15 protein-coding genes and 1 tRNA gene are annotated in these 15549 nt (G+C 69.9%); 6 read left to right on the top strand and 10 right to left on the bottom strand.

Annotated elements, in window-relative coordinates; translation table 11 throughout:
• Nucleotides 1-6: 6 nt before the first annotated feature.
• Both JMO03_RS03335 and radA read right to left on the bottom strand, forming a co-directional pair.
• Nucleotides 7-537, bottom strand: coding sequence for a hypothetical protein (locus JMO03_RS03335; protein ID WP_202840199.1), 531 nt, complete (start codon nt 535-537; stop codon nt 7-9).
• A 50-nt stretch (nt 538-587) separates the two neighbouring features.
• Entirely contained in the window at nt 588-1964 is a 1377-nt protein-coding gene (gene radA, locus JMO03_RS03330; RefSeq protein ID WP_202840197.1) for a DNA repair protein RadA, read from the bottom strand.
• Between the two features lie 205 nt (nt 1965-2169).
• Here radA and JMO03_RS03325 point away from each other — a divergent pair, with 205 nt between their 5' ends.
• Entirely contained in the window at nt 2170-3870 is a 1701-nt protein-coding gene (locus tag JMO03_RS03325; RefSeq protein WP_238345864.1) for a GMC oxidoreductase, read from the top strand.
• 209 nt (nt 3871-4079) lie between these two features.
• Nucleotides 4080-4155: transfer RNA gene (locus tag JMO03_RS03320), tRNA-Thr, on the top strand.
• Nucleotides 4156-4379: 224 nt separating this feature from the next.
• Here JMO03_RS03320 and JMO03_RS03315 read toward each other — a convergent pair.
• Nucleotides 4380-4646 (bottom strand): hypothetical protein, encoded by a 267-nt coding sequence (locus tag JMO03_RS03315; protein ID WP_149104254.1) that lies wholly within the window; start codon nt 4644-4646, stop codon nt 4380-4382.
• Nucleotides 4647-4860: 214 nt separating this feature from the next.
• Here JMO03_RS03315 and JMO03_RS03310 point away from each other — a divergent pair, with 214 nt between their 5' ends.
• Genes JMO03_RS03310 through JMO03_RS03295 form a run of 4 tightly spaced genes read left to right on the top strand, consistent with a single transcriptional unit; the run spans nt 4861 to nt 6354 of the window.
• Nucleotides 4861-5523 (top strand): class I SAM-dependent methyltransferase, encoded by a 663-nt coding sequence (locus JMO03_RS03310; protein ID WP_202840195.1) that lies wholly within the window; start codon nt 4861-4863, stop codon nt 5521-5523.
• A 7-nt stretch (nt 5524-5530) separates the two neighbouring features.
• Nucleotides 5531-5836: a YkgJ family cysteine cluster protein gene (locus JMO03_RS03305; RefSeq protein ID WP_238345863.1), complete on the top strand. Its 306-nt coding sequence runs from the start codon at nt 5531-5533 to the stop codon at nt 5834-5836.
• Nucleotides 5837-5847: 11 nt separating this feature from the next.
• A complete protein-coding gene (locus JMO03_RS03300) occupies nt 5848-6117 on the top strand; it encodes a hypothetical protein (RefSeq protein ID WP_238345862.1) in 270 nt (89 codons plus the stop codon).
• An 18-nt stretch (nt 6118-6135) separates the two neighbouring features.
• A complete protein-coding gene (locus JMO03_RS03295; RefSeq protein WP_202840191.1) occupies nt 6136-6354 on the top strand; it encodes a hypothetical protein in 219 nt (72 codons plus the stop codon).
• A 199-nt stretch (nt 6355-6553) separates the two neighbouring features.
• On the opposite strand, the gene ispH is transcribed toward JMO03_RS03295, so the two are convergent.
• The 7 genes from ispH to ileS all read right to left on the bottom strand — a co-directional run bounded on the left by ispH (nt 6554) and on the right by ileS (nt 15513).
• Nucleotides 6554-7504: a 4-hydroxy-3-methylbut-2-enyl diphosphate reductase gene (gene ispH / locus JMO03_RS03290; protein ID WP_202840189.1), complete on the bottom strand. Its 951-nt coding sequence runs from the start codon at nt 7502-7504 to the stop codon at nt 6554-6556.
• Nucleotides 7505-7605: 101 nt separating this feature from the next.
• On the bottom strand, nt 7606-7878 hold the full coding sequence (locus JMO03_RS03285; RefSeq protein WP_202840187.1) for a DUF3325 family protein: 273 nt from the start codon (nt 7876-7878) through the stop codon (nt 7606-7608).
• 1 nt (nt 7879) lies between these two features.
• Nucleotides 7880-9439, bottom strand: coding sequence for a PepSY-associated TM helix domain-containing protein (locus JMO03_RS03280; RefSeq protein ID WP_202840185.1), 1560 nt, complete (start codon nt 9437-9439; stop codon nt 7880-7882).
• A gap of 25 nt (nt 9440-9464) precedes the next feature.
• Entirely contained in the window at nt 9465-9797 is a 333-nt protein-coding gene (locus JMO03_RS20970) for a DUF3649 domain-containing protein (protein ID WP_238345861.1), read from the bottom strand.
• Nucleotides 9798-9852: 55 nt separating this feature from the next.
• Nucleotides 9853-12048, bottom strand: a complete 2196-nt coding sequence (locus tag JMO03_RS03270; RefSeq protein WP_202840179.1) for a TonB-dependent siderophore receptor — start codon at nt 12046-12048, stop codon at nt 9853-9855.
• Between the two features lie 101 nt (nt 12049-12149).
• Nucleotides 12150-12653, bottom strand: a complete 504-nt coding sequence (gene lspA / locus JMO03_RS03265) for a signal peptidase II (protein WP_202840178.1) — start codon at nt 12651-12653, stop codon at nt 12150-12152.
• Between the two features lie 79 nt (nt 12654-12732).
• Entirely contained in the window at nt 12733-15513 is a 2781-nt protein-coding gene (gene ileS, locus JMO03_RS03260; RefSeq protein WP_238345880.1) for an isoleucine--tRNA ligase, read from the bottom strand.
• Nucleotides 15514-15549: the final 36 nt, after the last annotated feature.

Below are 15549 nucleotides of genomic sequence, written 5' to 3'. Positions count from 1 at the left end.
GCCGCGCTAGCGTAGTACCAGTGGCAAGGCGCCGAACGCCAGCCCGAGCAGCGCGCCGCCCGCAATTTCCGGCAAGGTGTGCCGCGCCATGCGCAGCCGCGCCCAACCGAGCAGCGGTAGCAGCACGAGTAACACGCCACCGGCGAGCGGCCAGGTCGCCAGCGACACCACTCCTGCGAACGCCAGGCTCGCCACGTGCAGCGACAGCTTGATCCGGCGGTTGGCCACGGCGGCCGCGCACAGCATCGCCATCGCCGCCAGCACGCCGGTCGACGTCGGCGATGCGCGCCCGCCCGTCCACCACCAGAAAATGCCCGCCACCACCAGCGCCAGCAGGTACAGCAGCGGCCGTTCCTGCGGGCGCGAGGCGTCCACCGTCTGCCAGTGCCCCGCGCGGCGGCGTTGCAGCACGAAGCTCCAGACGATGGCGATGGCCACGCCGATCCCGATCGCGGTGCGCGGCAGCCCGGCCGGATCCAGCCGCCAGGCCATCAGCAGCGCGAGCGCGCCCAGGACCGCGAAGGGATGCAGGGCCACGGACATCGCGCGCGCGAAGCCCCGGCGCGGACCCTCGGCAGGAGCGCGATTCACGCCTGTTCCAGCGCGTCCGCCAGGCGCTCGACCGCCACCACCTCCATGCCCTTGTAGCTGCCGGCCTTCGGCGCGTTCGCCTTGGGCACGATCGCGCGACGGAAGCCGTGCGTCGCCGCTTCCTTCAGCCGCTCCTCGCCATTCGGGACCGGGCGGATCTCGCCCGCGAGCCCGACCTCGCCGAACGCCACCGTCTTCTCCGGCAGCGGCGCGTCGCGCAGCGACGAGAGCACCGACAGCAGCACCGGCAGGTCGGCCGCCGTTTCCTGCACGCGGATGCCGCCGACCACGTTCACGAACACGTCCTGGTCGCCGGTGACCACGCCGCCGTGCCGGTGCAGCACCGCGAGCAGCATCGCCAGCCGGTTGCCTTCGAGCCCCACGGCGACCCGCCGCGGATTCGACAGCGGCGAGGCATCCACCAGCGCCTGCACCTCCACCAGCAGGGGACGCGTGCCCTCGCGCGTGACCATCACGCAGCTGCCGGGCTGCGGCGTATTGCCACCGGACAGGAAGATCGCCGATGGATTCGGGACTTCCTTCAGGCCCTTGTCGCCCATCGCGAACACGCCCAGCTCGTTGACCGCGCCGAACCGGTTCTTGAACGCGCGCAGCACGCGGAAGCGGCTGCCGGAATCGCCTTCGAAGTACAGCACCGCGTCGACCATGTGCTCGAGCACGCGCGGGCCGGCGATGCCGCCTTCCTTGGTGACGTGGCCGACCAGGAACACCGCGGTGCCCGTCTCCTTGGCGTAGCGAACCAGCCTCGCGGCGCTCTCGCGCACCTGGCTCACCGAGCCGGGCGCCGCGGTCAGCGAATCGGTCCACAGCGTCTGCACCGAGTCGGCGACGATGATCCGCGGGCGCAGTTGCGCGGCCTGTTCGAGGATCCGTTCGATCCCAGTCTCGGCCAGCGCGTTGAGGCCCTCGAGCGGCAGGCCCAGGCGCGCCGCGCGCCCGGCCACCTGCGCCAGCGACTCCTCCCCGGTGACGTACAGGCCCGGCAGGCTCGCCGCCATCGACGCCACCGCCTGCAGCAGCAGGGTCGACTTGCCGATGCCCGGATCGCCGCCCACCAGCACCACCGCACCCTGCACCAGGCCGCCGCCCAGCACGCGGTCGAACTCGCCGATGCCGGTCGACACGCGCACGTCCTCGCCCTGCTGCACGTCGCGAAGCGCGGTGACCTTCGGCGGATCGACCTTGCCGGCCCAGCCGCTCCGCCGCGCCGCGGGCGACTTCGCCGCGGCAGCCGTCTCCAGCACGATTTCCGACAGCGTGTCCCAGGCGCCGCAGGCGCCGCACTGTCCCTGCCACTTGCTGAAATCGGCGCCGCATTCGCTGCAGACATATGCCGTGCGGGTCTTCGCCATGATCCGGGGGTGGTTCGGCCAGCGGCTACTCTAGCCGCTCGCCGTCGCGGGCGACGAGACCGGGTCCGCCACGCTCTAGCGCTTCCGGCGCCCCTGTCCGGGCCGCGCGCCCCCTTGCGTAAACATGCTCTGATCCGGTCGACGCCTGCCGGGGGCCCGCCCGGGACCGGGACGGCCTGTTTCAGCAGCCATCCAGGGATGCCGGATGATCAAGGACTTTCGCGCGCCGGACTGCCCCGACAGGTTCGAGGCGGATCTGTGCATCGTCGGTGCGGGGCCGGCCGGCCTCACCATCGCGGCCGAGTTCGCCAACACGCGGTGGAAGGTGTGCCTGCTCGAAAGCGGCGGCCTGCACAGCGAGCACGCCAGCCAGGCGTTGAGCGACGGGGAGTCGGTCGGCCCCTGCATGCTCGATCCCGGGATCAGCCGCCTGCGTGCCCTCGGCGGTGCCGCCCGGCTCTGGGGCGGTGGCTGCATCCCGCTCAGTTCGCTCGAGATGGCGGCGCGCGAATGGGTGCCCGACAGCGGCTGGCCGATCGGCTGGAACGAACTCGCTCCGTACTACGCGCGCGCAAGCAGGGCCTGCCGGGTGGAGCCCGGAGGGATCGAGGACGGGAGCTTCGTGCCGCCACGAGGCGCCGCCAGGCGTGCGCCACCCTCCGTGAACCTGAGCGACCGGACCTTCCGCATCAGCCCGGTGGATTACGCGAGCACGCACCTGGACCTGCTGCGTGCCGCGCCCAACCTGGAGCTGGTGCTGCATGCCAACTTGATGCGGCTGGATGTCGCCGAGGATGCCGCCGCGGTGCTCGGCGCAGCGATCGGGGGCCTCGACGGTCGTCGTGGCCGGGTCAGCGCGCGCCTGTTCGTGCTGGCCGCGGGCGGGCTGGAGAATGCGCGGCTGCTGTTGCTGTCGGACCAGGTCGCGCGCAACGGGCTCGGCAACGACCGCGACCTGGTGGGACGCTACTTCATGGATCACCCACGCTGCGGTCTGGGGACCTTGCACGGCGGCGGGCTGGATCGGCTGGCCCGGGGCTATGCCTGGCCCCTGGACCATGCGCCGGCGCGCGCGCACCGCCAGCTGAGCCTGTCGGACCATGCGCAGCGGACGCACCGGCTGCTGGCCGCCCGGGCATGGCCGTTCCTGGTGGAGCGCCCGGCGCCTCCGGGCGTGCGTGCGCTGCGATCCCTGCGGGCCTCGCTGCGCAGGCCGGCGAATCCCGCCGACGAAAGCCGGTGCGTGGAACGCCAGCTGCTCGACGCGCTGGACCAGGACCTGCCAGCCCGGCTCCCGCCCCCCGCGCCCGACCCGGGCCGGGTCCGGCTGGCGCTGAGCACGCTCCGGCATGGCGGCCACCTGGTCCATGCCGGATGCCGGAAGCTGGTCCGCAGCCCGACGGTGGCCACCGATCGCATCGAAATGGTGGGCTACTTCGAACAGGCGCCCAACCGCGACAGCCGGGTCGCGCTGTCCGACCAGCGGGACGCGCTGGGACTGCGAAAGGTCAAGGTCGACTGGCGCCTGGGCACGCTCGACGAGCGAAGCATCCGGACCGCCGCCACCCTGATGGCCAGCGACGTGGCCGCGCATTTCAAGTGCGACTTCGAACCGGCCGACTGGCTGCACGACACCAGCGCGACCCCCCGGGTGCAGGCGACGGCGCACCACATGGGCACGACGCGGATGGCATCGTCGCCCGGCAAAGGGGTCGTCGACCTGCAGTGCCGGGTCCATGGCATCGACAATCTGTACGTGGCGGGCAGCTCGGTGTTCCCGACAGGCGGCTGGAGCTTCCCGACGCTGACCGTGGTCGCCCTGGCGACGCGCCTGGCCGACGAACTGCATGCGCGGATCGCAGCGGTGACGACACTGGCCACATCCTGGCCGACCGGCATGCTGTGAGCTTCGCCTGTGGTGTTCCCCGCTCCGCCCGGCGCCGCACGCGCCCCGTGAGCGCATGATTCCGCGGTTTCGACGGACCTCGAGCCCCGCTACGCGTCGTTCCTGCGCCAGCGAGGGCACGACCGCCGGCGCCGCGCCGCCGGCGGACCGGACGCCCGGCGCATTCCCTTTGACCGCACCGGCCCCAGCCCCTAGAATTTGCGGCCCTTGCCGGAATAGCTCAGTTGGTAGAGCGGCGCATTCGTAATGCGTAGGTCGTAGGTTCGATTCCTATTTCCGGCACCAAGCTCATGTCCGGCACCAGGCTCGATCAGGCACGAGCCGCGGGAGCCGGAGCAAGACGGATCCGGATGCTCTGCAGCCCGGGCATCGACTACGCCGGCATGGTCCGGGCCCGAACGTGGCCCGGTGCGCGCGAACCGGCAACGGCGCCGGGGATGGCATTTTTGTGCGGGAAGCGTTTCGGCTGCCGCCGTGGATCGCGTCGATGTTCCCGCCGCGCTTCGCGGTCAACGGTAGACGGGACTGATCGACGCATTCAGGTGCGCGGACTCCAGCAGCGTACGCAGGCGCGTTTCCACGCCCTGCAGGTCGGCCAGGTTCCGGGACGCGTAGAGCGTGTAGACCGGCCGCCCCTCGCGATGCGACTCCTTGCGATCGACGCCGACGTCGCTGGTCCCGCAGGCGCGCATCCACAGTTCCGTCAACGCCGTCGGCCCGATGCTGCGGTCGCCGGACAGCGTGAACGTGAACAGCGCGATCTGGTAGTTCGCCATGCGGACTCCTTAGTGGAGTTTCGAGTATGCGCCCAAAGCCGATGCGGCGGGCGGACGCCTGCGTTCACGGCAGGCGCAGGCCCGATCGCGTAACATGGCCTTCGTTCAACAGCTGTCTCGTGCGTCCCGTCCGACCGCCGTCGCCGTCGCTCGCTGCGCTTGTCTCCACGCGTTAACGCCCAAGTTGTGTGGCGACGCCGTTGCGGGAGCGCCCATGCCGGGTTACCAGATCCGCGAGACCAGGCACGCCGTCGGCGGCCATGTGTACCGGTTGCGCGTACTGAGCGATACGCAGCAATTCGCCGATCCGGACGGGCACAGCGCGCGCATCGGCATCTCTTCCTCGCAATGGAGCCTGTTCGGGCAGGTCTGGCCTGCGAGCCGGTTGCTGGCGCAGGCCATGCAGCGTTTCGACATCGAGGGCAAGCGCATGCTGGAACTCGGTTGCGGCATCGGCCTGGCGAGCCTGGTGCTGCAGCAGCGCGGCGCCCACATCGTGGCGTCGGACGCGCATCCGCTGACCGAGGTCTTCCTCGCCTACAACGCCGCGCTCAACAGCCTGCCGGCACTGCGCTACCGCGAGCTGCGCTGGGACACGCCGTTGCCGGCGCTCGGTCGCTTCGACGCGATCATCGCCAGCGACGTGCTGTACGAACGCGGCCACGCCGAGCTGCTCGCGGCCGTGGTCGAACGGCATGCGCTGCCCGAGGCGGAGGTGGTGGTCACCGATCCCGGCCGCGGCAACAGCGCGCGCTTCAGCAAGCTGCTCGAAAGCCAGGGATTCGAGGTTCGGCAGGAGCGCTGCCCGATGAACGATGGCGACGAGCCGCCGCACCGTGGCAGCCTGCTGCACTATCGCCGCGGAAGCCGGGAATAGTGGCTCGATGACCGACGACCAGGTTCCCCTGTGCGGGAGATGCGACGCGGTGTGTTGCCGGCTGACCGTGGTGCTGCAGCCCGAGGACCGCATTCCGCAGCACATGACCACCACCCAGGGAGGGCTGCAGGTGATGGCACGCGACGAGGAGGGCTGGTGCGTGGCGCTGGATTCCGCGCACATGCGCTGCTCGTACTACGAAACGCGCCCGGAAGTCTGCCGCCGGTTCGCGATGGCGGGGCCGTATTGCCTCGAAGTCCGCGCCGACTACAGCGAGCGCACCCGCCAAGGCATCCCGCTGCGGCTCTACTGACCGGAGACAACATGCCACGTAGCACCAAGGCAAAGGCGCCGGGCGCCGCGCCCTCCCCGATCGCGCCGTCCAGGACGACCCACCTGTTCTCGCAGCGCGACAGCAAGAAGCGCCCCGCCCTCACCAGCGAGCGGATCGCCGACGACCTGGAGGCCTTCCACGAGTCGGGCGGGCACATCGAGGTGCTGGGCACCACGCGTTCGCTGAAGAAGATCGATCCCGAGGCCGGTGACGCCTCACCCGCGGCGGCGCCGGTCGCGCCTGCCAAACCCAACCGCTGAGATCCCAGGAGGACCCACTTGGCAAAGCCCAACTACTCGTTCGAAAAGCGCCAGCGCGAGCTGGCCAAGAAGAAGAAGCAGGACGCGAAGGACGCGCGCAAGCGCGAAGCGCGCGAATCATCCGCGCCGCCGCAGGATTCGCCTTCGCCCGAACCGGCTGCGACGGATGCGCCGCAGGCATCGGACGCGGCCGAGACGCCGGCCGGCCCGCGTATCCATCGTCGACCGGCTACGTAGAGCGGGTCCGATCCGAACCGGCATCGCGCGGCACGCCGCTGGCGCCGCTGGTGATGTCATCCGACAGCGGCCGCGCAGGCCGCCTCAGCCGCTGGGCGATCGGGTCGCCGGTCCCGCCACCGCCGCCTCGCGCGGTGGCGGGCGCTGCGCCCGCGTCGCGTCCGTGCGGCTTGCGCAGGGGGACGTGCCATGCCTGCGCTCAGTCGAGCAGCTGCAGCCGCAGTTCCTTGGGCAGCGCGAACACCATGCTCTCCGGTTCTCCGTGCAGCTCGCGCACGGGGCCGGCGCCGAGCTCGCGCAGGCGCGTCAGTACGCCCTGCACCAGCACGTCCGGCGCGGAAGCGCCGGCGGTGACGCCGACATGGCGGCGGCCGACGATCCAGTCCGGATCGATCTCCGCGGCGCCGTCGATCAGGTAGGCCTCCACGCCGTCGCGCTCGGCCAGCTCGCGCAGGCGGTTGGAGTTGGAGCTGTTCGGCGAGCCGACCACCAGCACCAGGTCGCACTGCTGCGCGAGTTCGCGCACCGCATCCTGGCGGTTCTGGGTGGCGTAGCAGATGTCGTCGTGCTTCGGCCCCTGGATCGCGGGGAAGCGCGCGCGCAGCGCGGCGATGATGTCGCGGGTGTCGTCCACCGACAGCGTGGTCTGGGTGGTGTAGGCCATGTTCATGGGCTGGCCCGGATCGAGCCAGGCGACGTCCTCGAGGTCCTCGACCAGATAGATCCGGCCGCTGCCGCGTTCGGCGCTCCACTGCCCCATCGTGCCCTCGACCTCGGGATGCCCGGCGTGGCCGATCAGCACCACGTCGCGTCCTGCACGGCAATGCCGGGCGACCTCGAAATGCACCTTGGTCACCAGCGGGCACGTCGCGTCGAACACCTTGAGCCCGCGCCGCGCCGCCTCGTCCCGCACGGCCTTCGACACCCCGTGCGCACTGAAGATCACCGTGTTGCCATCCGGCACCTCGTCGAGCTCCTCGACGAAGATCGCGCCGCGCCGCTTCAGGTCTTCGACCACGAAGCGGTTGTGCACCACTTCGTGGCGCACGTAGATCGGCGCGCCCAGCGTCTCGATGGCGCGCTTGACGATCTCGATCGCGCGGTCGACGCCGGCGCAGAAGCCGCGGGGATTGGCCAGGACGATGTCCATGGCGCGCATTCTAGCGCTCCGGCGGGCAATGCCGGTGGAACGCGGCGTCGCGGCATGCGCCTGCGCCAGCGTCGTCCTGCCCGGTCGACCCGCCAGCGGCGTCAGCGGCGTCCACGACCGGCGCCGCCGTCGACGCCCGCAATCGCGCGCAGCAGCGCCACCGCGAGCGCGCCGAGCATCAGCACCGCGGTCCAGAACACCGGCCCCTGCTCGACCCCGATCGCGACGATGTAACTGGCCAGGCTCGCGACGAACGCCGCGCCGCCCCCGAGTCGCAGCGCGCGGCGCCGCGAGGGTGAGCCGGTGCGTGGTGCCATCGCGACCGCCAGCAACCACCAGCCGGCGAAAATCAGCACGGTTCCGATCGCGACCATCTCAGGCGCCTCCATGGGTGGCCACGCCGCCGCGCGCCGCGGTGGACGCCTTCGTGGTCGGCATCGCGACCCGGGCCTTCTGCGCCTGCCGTGCCAGCGCGGCGAATGCGAGCGCGAACCCGACCGCCACCAGATCGACCGCGGCCAGCGTCCACTCGCCGCGCGCCACGGTGGCGATCAGGTGGCTGTGCGGCGCGGTGGCGAAACTGGCAAGGGGGATCGCGGCCATCGCCACCGCGGTCGCGGCGAACAGGTCGCGCCATCCACGCCCGTAACGTTCGCGCACCGCCCCCCACGCCGCGGCCGTGATCCAGGCGGCACAGAACACCGTGACTTCCGCGCCCGCGCGGTCGGCGAGCGATACCGGGAGCATTCGGTTGGCCACCAGCATCGCCGCGCAGGCGAACGGCATGCCGGCGACGACGCCCACGTTCAGCGCGCGCACCAGCCCGTAGCCGCTGATCGCGCCAGCCGCGGCCACGCGCTGCTCGCGCTTGCGTACCCACACCTGCATGCCGGTGGCCAGCATCACGCAGCCCGACAGGCCGAGCATGAAGTACAGCCAGCGCAGCGGCGCACCGCCGAACTGGGCCATGTGCAGGCCGCCGAGGAAGGCGTAGGTGTCGTAGCCGGCGGTCGCCGGCGTCGACTGGTGCACGAACGCGCCGGTGGCGGCGTCGTAATGCACCTGCTGCATGTCCCAGGCGACCCGGCGCGAATGCTCGGTACCGAAGGAAATCATGGCGCTGGCGTCGGCCGGATGGTGGATCGAGGCCCAGTCGACCGGCACGCCCATGCGCCGCTGCGCATCCGCAACCAGGGCGTCGACCGAATGCAGCGACTGCAGCGGCATGCCGATCTCGGGCCGCTCGTAGAAGCCGCCGGCTTCCTCGTAGAACTTCTCGACATCGCCGCCGTACGCGGCCTGGGTGCCGCCGAAGATGTAGCTGGCGGCGAAGATCGCAACGCCCGTGTACGCGATCATCAGGTGGAACGGCAGGCCCAGCACACCGGCCAGGTTGTGGCCGTCGAGCCAGGCGCGCTGGCCGCCGCCGCGCCAGCGCAGCATGAAGAAGTCCTTGAAGATCTTCTTGTGGGTGATCACGCCCGCGACCAGCGCCACCATCATCAGCATTCCGGTGAAACCGACGAGATACATGCCCCACAGACCCGCATGCAGGTCGTAATGCAGTTCGAAGAAGAACTGGCCGGGGCCGGAGGCGGGAATTTCGCCGCCGTCGCGCGGATCGAGCAGCACGTGGCCCTGGCTGCCGTCGTCGTTGAACCAGAACGCCTCCATGCCGCGCTTGCGTTCGCCCGACACGTGCGCCCACCACACGTGCGCATCGGGCGCCTGTTCGCGCACGCGCGCGAACGCGGCGTCGAATCGGGTCGGCTGCGGGCCGGACAGATCATGCAGCGATGGTCGCGCCCAGTCGTCGAGCTCGCGGTCGAAGCACGCGATCGTGCCGCCGACGAAGATCACGAACAGCAGCCAGCCCGCGAGCAGGCCCGACCAGGTGTGGAGCCAGGCCATCGCCTGGCGCAGCGAGTTCTTCATCGGCTACGCCTCCGCCCGACCGGATTCATGGACGCACCGCCTGTTCCGCGAGCAACGCCGCCAGGCCGAGCATGGCCAGCGCCAGCACCAGCGGGATCCCGACGGCGCGCTTCCAGTCGCGCGCGCCGAACGCGTACACCGCGGCCGCGCACCAGACCGGGAACGCGAGCAGCGCGCCGGCCACCACGCGGTCGGGCCGCGCGAACGGCAGCACCGACGCCGACAGCGCAGAAAACGCGTGGGCGAGGAAGTAGCCGCCGAACACGGCGGCCAGCGTGCGCAGGAGCACCTCGCCGGCATGGCGCCAGCGGGTGGACGGAGGTTTCGGGGATGCCTGGGTCGCGGCCTGGGTCGTCATGGTGTTTCCTGTGTCCGTGCGCTGCAACGCGCGCGCTGATTCGGGCCCGCCCCGATCAGAACCGGTAGCCGATGGTCAGCGACGCACTGCGCGGCGAGGCGTAGTAGCCCTGTTCCCAGTACAGGCTGGCGATGTATTTCTCGTCGGTGAGGTTGTCGAGGTTCAGGGTCGCCTCCCAGCCGTTGCCGGCCCGGTACCCCGCCATCAGGCCGAGCACAGCGTAGCTGTCCTGGCGGATCTCGATCGCCGAGCCATCAGCCAAGAAGGCATCGCGATGGATGTCGTCCTGCCAGCGCAACGAGCCGCCGAGCCGCAATCCGGGGACCGCCGAGATGCGGGCAACGGCCGAGGCGCGCAGCACCGAACGCGGCACGTAGGTGCGGGCTTCGTTGCCCTGCGCGTCCTCAATGTCGAGCCGGGTCCATCCCGCAGACAGCGACCAGGTGTCGCCGAGTTCGCCAGCGACTTCCAGTTCGATGCCTTCGGAGCGCGCATCCTGGCCGGTGTAGATCGAATCGCCGGTCTCTTGGTTGAAACCCAGGTAGAGCGCCAGATTGTCCTGGCGAACGCGGAACGCGGATGCCGAGGCGTTCAGCCGTCCATCGAACCACTCGCCCTTGATGCCGGCTTCGACGTTGCGCCCCTCGATCGGATCCAGCGGCGAGCCGCTCTCGTCGAGCTCGGTCTGCTGGGCGAAGATGCCGCCGTAGGCCGCGTACAGCGCGTAGGCAGGCGCGAAGTCCCACACCGTGCCGACGAAGGGCGTGGTCTTCGAGGCATCGGACGATTTCGGGGTGCCGTAGCCCATGCCGTCCATCCGTACTCTGGAATGGTTGGCGCCGGTGATCAGCTTGAGATCCTCGGCAAGATCCCAGCGGGCGTTCGCGTATACCGAATCGCGGCGGAAGTCGAAGTCGGAGCTTGTGGCCTCCGAGCCGGGCAGCCAGACCGGCCTAGGATAGCGCCCGCCGAACTGTTCCAGCGGCGGCAACGCGGTGCCCAGGTCGCTGCTGTAAAGCGAGCGTTCCCGGACACCGGTCTCCGCCCAGCTGGCGCCGAACACCAGCTCGTGGCGACGGCCGCCGAGCTGCAATGGACCACTGGCACGGACGTCGGCGTAGGTCGAGCGCACCGTGTTGTCATAAGCGGATGGATACGAGAACAGGCCGAGCCCGGTTTCGCGATCCGGCACGCCGGTAACGAAGAAGATTTCCGCATCTTCCACCTTCTCGTGGTGGTTCACCTCGCCGCGCAGCACCCAGCCGTTGCCGAAGGCATGGCTGATGCCGGCGAAGGCGCGCGTGTCGCGGGTATCCCAGTGGGACCAGTCGGCGGCGGTGCTGGTGCCGCGGCCGTAGTCCGTTGGCGAACCATCGCTGTAATACAGCGGCAGCGCGCCCCACAGCGGGCTATCGGCGTTGTTGTCCTGGCGCGAGATGCCGGCGGTGAGCAGGGTGTCGTCGCCCAGGTCAGCCTCGAGCACGCCGTAGACAACGGACTTCTCGAGTGAATAGCGGTCGAGGTAGCTGTCGCCGTCCTCGTACGCACCGACCACGCGCCCGCGGACCACGCCGCTGCCCAGCGGGCCGGAGAGGTCGGCGTCGACGCGACGGCGGTCCCAGCTGCCGAAGGTCGCGTGCGCCGCGCCTTCAAAGGCCTCGCCCGGGCGCTTGCGCACGAAATTGACCGTGGCCGACGGGTTGCCGGTGCCCGACATCAGGCCGTTGGCGCCGCGCAGCACTTCGATGCGGTCGAACATGGCGGTATCGACGTCGCCGTTCTGGATGCCGTAGGGCAGAGGCACGCCGAGCCCGTCGAACTGGAAGTTGGTGATGTCGAAGCCGCGCGCGGTGTAGTAGGTGCGGCTGGTCTCGACCCGCTCGACGACGATCCCGGTGGTCGACTCCAGCGCGTCGTTGAGGTTGTCCAGGCCGAAGTCGTCGAGCTGGTCGCGGGTCAGGACGCTGACCGACTGGGGGGTCTCGCGGGGGGTCAGCACCAGGCCGGTGCCGGCGCTGGAGGCCGGGGCGACGTAGCCGGCCTCGCGGGTGCCCTTGACCTCGACCCGGTCCAGGGTCGTCGGATCGGCGAGCACGGCATCGACGGCCACGCTGTCGTCGGTCGCGACGCCGGCCTCGCCGGCGGCCAGGGCCGGGACAGCGCCGGTGGTGAGCGCCAGGGCGCAGGCCAGGGACAGCAGCTGGCGGCCGCTGGGCGCGCGGGTGCGCACCCGATAGGAAGGCTGGGACATGCGGGTCGATCTCGGATTGACGTGGGGACCGGCGGCATGCGCCGCCGGGATGCAATAGCGTAATGAGATTCATTAGCGCCTGCAAATGCATCCCCTTTCGTTTACGAGCCCCGTGTCGGGTCGCCCCTGGCGCCGAGAACGCCGAACAATGCGATTCCGATCGCCCCACCCACCACCGCGCAGTCCGCGATGTTGAACGCCGGCCAGTAGTAGTCGTTCCAGTACCACTGGATGAAGTCGACCACGTGCCCATGCACTTGGCGGTCGATGATGTTGCCCAGCGCGCCGCCGATCACCAGGGCGAACGGCAGCGCCGTGCGCCAGTCGCCGCGCGGCGTCCGCGACAGCCAGAACGCCAGCAGGCCGCTGATGCCGACCGCGAGCACGGTGAAGAACCACTTCTGCCAGCCACCGCCCCCGGCGAGGAAACTGAACGCGGCGCCGGTGTTGTAGGTGCGGTACCAGTTCCAGAAACCCTCGATCACCGGGACCGGGGTGTACTCGGGCAGGCTGGTGAGCACCCACCACTTGCTCAGCTGGTCGAGCGCGATGACGAGCGCGGAGACGAACAGCCACACCAGCGCATTGGGTTTGGGAGAGGTCATGTCGATGTCCTGCGGGAGCGCACACCGGCGCGAACCGTCGCCATTGCCGCGGGCCGTCGGCCCGGCTCGTCCTGCTGCGCTAGAACCACTGCCTGTCCTCGCCCGGACCCTCGACGTTCGACACGCAGCGTCCGCACAGCTGCGGATGCGCCGCATGGCGGCCGACATCGGCGCGATGGTGCCAGCAACGCACGCACTTGGTCTTCTTCGTCGGCGTGGCCACGATGCGCGACTCCCGGCCATCGAACGGCACCACCGTGACGTCGCCGCTGATCAGCAGGAAGCGCAGTTCGTCGACCAGCGGCGCGACGCGGATATGGTCGGCCGTGCCGGCATGCAGTTCGATCTCCGCCTCGAGCGCCGCGCCGATCTCGCCGCTGGCGCGCATCGGCTCGAGCACCTTGGCGACCTGCTCGCGCAGTTCAAGCAGCCGGTCGAAATCGTTCGCGCCCAGTGGCGCCTCGGCCGGCAACGGCGCCAGGCCGTCGTACCAGGTCGCGAACAGCACGTTCGCTGCGCGCTCGCCCGGCAGATAGCTCCACATCTCGTCCGCCGTGAAGCTGAGCACGGGCGCGATCCAGCGCGTCAAGGCCTCGGCGATGCGATACATCGCGCTCTGCGCGCTGCGCCGCCCGCGCGAATCCTCGCGCATCGTGTACAGGCGATCCTTGGTCACGTCGAGGTAGAGCGAGCCCAGGTCGACGCTGCAGAAATTCAGCAGCGCCTGCACGATCTCGGCGAAATCGTAGCGTTCGTAGGCGGCCTTGACCTTCTCCTGCACTTCCCAGGCGCGATGCACGATCCAGCGATCCAGCGCGACCATGTCGTCCAGCGGGCGCAGGTCGCGCACCGGATCGAAGCCGTGCAGGTTGCCGAGCAGGAAACGCGCGGTGTTGCGCAAGCGGCGATAGGCGTCGGCGTTGCGCTTGAGGATCTCCTGCGACAGCGACATCTCGTTGCTGTAGTCGGCGCTGGCGATCCACAGGCGCAGGATGTCCGCGCCCAGCGTCTTCATGATGTCCTGCGGCTCGATGCCGTTGCCGAGCGACTTGGACATCTTGCGGCCATGCTCGTCCACCGTGAACCCATGGGTGAGGCACTGCCGGTAGGGTGCGACCTTGTCGATGGCCACGCCGGTCAGCAGCGAGGACTGGAACCAGCCGCGGTGCTGATCGGACCCCTCGAGGTACAGGTCGGCCGGCTTGCCGAGCCCGCGTTCGAGCAGCACGGCCTCGTGGGTCACGCCGGAGTCGAACCAGACATCGAGGATGTCGGTGATCTTGTCGTAGTCGGCCGCTTCGCTGCCGAGCAGCTCGGTGGCATCCAGCGTGTACCAGACGTCGACGCCTTCGCGTTCGACGCGATCGGCCACCGCACGCATCAGTTCGGTCGCGCGCGGGTGCGGTTCGCCGGTCTCGCGATGCACGAACAGCGCGATCGGCACGCCCCAGGTGCGCTGGCGCGAGATCGTCCAGTCCGGGCGTCCTTCGACCATCCCGGCGATGCGCGCCTCGCCCCATTGCGGGAACCAGCCGACGGTCTTGATCGCCTCGAGCGCATCGGCGCGCAGGTTCGCCTGCTCCATCGAGATGAACCATTGCGGCGTGGCGCGGAACGCGATCGGCGTCTTGTGCCGCCAGCAGTGCGGATAGCTGTGTTCGAGCTTGCGCAGCGCCAGCAGCGTGCCGTCTCTGCGCAATGCTTCCACGATCTCGTCGTTGGCCTTCCAGATGTGCAAGCCGGCCAGTTCGGTGCCGTGCGCGGCGGGCGTCGACGGCAGGTAGACACCGCGACCATCGATCGGGTTGAGTTGCGCGGCGGTGTACTTCTCGAGCAGCCCGTACTGCTTGCCGACCGCATAGTCCTCCTGGCCATGGCCGGGCGCGGTATGCACGGCGCCGGTGCCGTCCTCGGCGGACACGTGGTCGCCGAGCAGGATCGGGATGTCGCGTTCGTCGTAGAAGGGATGCGCGAACAGCAGGCCTTCCAGCAGCTCCCCCTTCGCACGGCCCAGCACCACCACCCCGTCGACGCCGTAGCGCTTCAACGCGCTGTCCGCCAGCGCATCGGCGAGCACCAGCCAGCGACGCTTGCCGCCGTGCGCGGGGCCTTCGACCAAGGCGTACTCGAGTTCGCCGCCCAGCGAGATCGCCAGCGAGGCCGGCAGCGTCCACGGCGTGGTGGTCCAGATCGGCACCGCGACCTCGACGTCCTCCGGCACTTCGACGCCGAACCTGCGCGCCACCGCCTGCGGACTGCGCGCGACATAGGCCACGTCGACCGCCGGCGAGACCTTGTCGGCGTATTCGATCTCGGCCTCGGCCAGCGCCGAGCCGCAGTCGAAGCACCAGTGCACCGGCTTCACGCCGCGCGTCAGGTGCCCGTTGTCGACGATCTTCGCCAGCGCGCGGATCTCGTTGGCCTCGAAACGGAAATCCAAGGTCCTGTACGGGTTGTCCCAGTCGCCGAGCACGCCCAGGCGCTTGAAGTCCTTGCGCTGGAGCTCGATCTGCGACTGCGCGTACTCGCGGCACTTCTGCCGGAACTCGACCGCGTCGAGCTTCACCCCGACCTTGCCCCACTTCTTCTCGATCGCGATCTCGATCGGCAGGCCGTGGCAGTCCCAGCCCGGCACGTAGGGCGCGTCGAAGCCGGCCAGGTACTTCGACTTGACGATGATGTCCTTGAGGATCTTGTTGACCGCGTGGCCGAGGTGGATCGCGCCGTTGGCATACGGCGGGCCGTCGTGCAGCACGAACAGCGGACGACCCTTCGCGTTCTCGCGCAGTTGCGCGTACAGGCCTTCGTTCTCCCAGCGCTCGAGGATGCCCGGCTCGCGCCTGGGCAGGTCGCCGCGCATCGGAAATTCCGTCGCGGGCAGCAGGATCGTGGACTT

The sequence above is a fragment of the Luteimonas saliphila genome, from assembly GCF_016774335.1.
GTDB classification, from domain to species: domain Bacteria; phylum Pseudomonadota; class Gammaproteobacteria; order Xanthomonadales; family Xanthomonadaceae; genus Luteimonas; species Luteimonas saliphila.
Note: the sequence above shows the minus strand (reverse complement) of the source record. Positions and strands in the feature narration are given on the sequence as shown.

Excerpts from the sequence above, each read along its gene's own strand:
- radA (WP_202840197.1), bottom strand. The coding sequence starts at position 1,964 with ATGGCGAAGACCCGCACGGCATATGTCTGCAGCGAATGCGGCGCCGAT.
- JMO03_RS03325 (WP_238345864.1), top strand. The coding sequence starts at position 2,170 with ATGATCAAGGACTTTCGCGCGCCGGACTGCCCCGACAGGTTCGAGGCG.
- JMO03_RS03315 (WP_149104254.1), bottom strand. The coding sequence starts at position 4,646 with ATGGCGAACTACCAGATCGCGCTGTTCACGTTCACGCTGTCCGGCGAC.
- JMO03_RS03310 (WP_202840195.1), top strand. The coding sequence starts at position 4,861 with ATGCCGGGTTACCAGATCCGCGAGACCAGGCACGCCGTCGGCGGCCAT.
- JMO03_RS03305 (WP_238345863.1), top strand. The coding sequence starts at position 5,531 with ATGACCGACGACCAGGTTCCCCTGTGCGGGAGATGCGACGCGGTGTGT.
- JMO03_RS03300 (WP_238345862.1), top strand. The coding sequence starts at position 5,848 with ATGCCACGTAGCACCAAGGCAAAGGCGCCGGGCGCCGCGCCCTCCCCG.
- ispH (WP_202840189.1), bottom strand. The coding sequence starts at position 7,504 with ATGGACATCGTCCTGGCCAATCCCCGCGGCTTCTGCGCCGGCGTCGAC.
- JMO03_RS03285 (WP_202840187.1), bottom strand. The coding sequence starts at position 7,878 with ATGGTCGCGATCGGAACCGTGCTGATTTTCGCCGGCTGGTGGTTGCTG.
- JMO03_RS03280 (WP_202840185.1), bottom strand. The coding sequence starts at position 9,439 with ATGAAGAACTCGCTGCGCCAGGCGATGGCCTGGCTCCACACCTGGTCG.
- JMO03_RS20970 (WP_238345861.1), bottom strand. The coding sequence starts at position 9,797 with ATGACGACCCAGGCCGCGACCCAGGCATCCCCGAAACCTCCGTCCACC.
- JMO03_RS03270 (WP_202840179.1), bottom strand. The coding sequence starts at position 12,048 with ATGTCCCAGCCTTCCTATCGGGTGCGCACCCGCGCGCCCAGCGGCCGC.
- lspA (WP_202840178.1), bottom strand. The coding sequence starts at position 12,653 with ATGACCTCTCCCAAACCCAATGCGCTGGTGTGGCTGTTCGTCTCCGCG.
- ileS (WP_238345880.1), bottom strand. The coding sequence starts at position 15,513 with ATGCGCGGCGACCTGCCCAGGCGCGAGCCGGGCATCCTCGAGCGCTGG.